Below are 501 nucleotides of genomic sequence, written 5' to 3'. Positions count from 1 at the left end.
GGCGGGGGTGTCGCCGGTGGAGCGGGTCTGGAGCATTGGGGTGTGCCTTCTCGGCCCGCCCGGTTCGGTGGCGGCGGACCCATCGGGTGCCGCCGTTGTCCGCCGGGGAGCCGGCGGCCGGTAGATACACACTGCGTGTTGTCGAACGCTGTCGATGGTACCAATCGGCCACCGCGCAGCGGAGGAGTTCGCTCCGGGCGCCGTCCCGCCGGTCAGCCGCGGTGCGGTCGCAGACCGTCGCCTGCGGCGCCGCCAGCCGACAGTTCGTGACCGGTCGGCACGGGATGCGCGACGTGTCGTGACCACTCGCGGGCCGGTCGAGCGAGGCGACACGACGCGACCGGACGACGGACGGGAGGCGCGTGGCGGGGTGCCCCGCGCCTCCCGGCCGTCGCACCCCGCGCCCAGGACCCCGCACCGGTCACGACACCCCGCCCGCACCCCGCGGTGCGGTCGCAGACCGTCGCCTGCGGCGCCGCCCGCCGACAGTTCGTGACCGGT

It is taken from the genome of Curtobacterium sp. MCBA15_005 (assembly GCF_001864855.1).
Classification (GTDB): Bacteria; Actinomycetota; Actinomycetes; order Actinomycetales; family Microbacteriaceae; genus Curtobacterium; species Curtobacterium flaccumfaciens.
The sequence above is the reverse complement of the archived record's forward strand: the minus strand, read 5'-3'. Positions refer to the sequence as shown.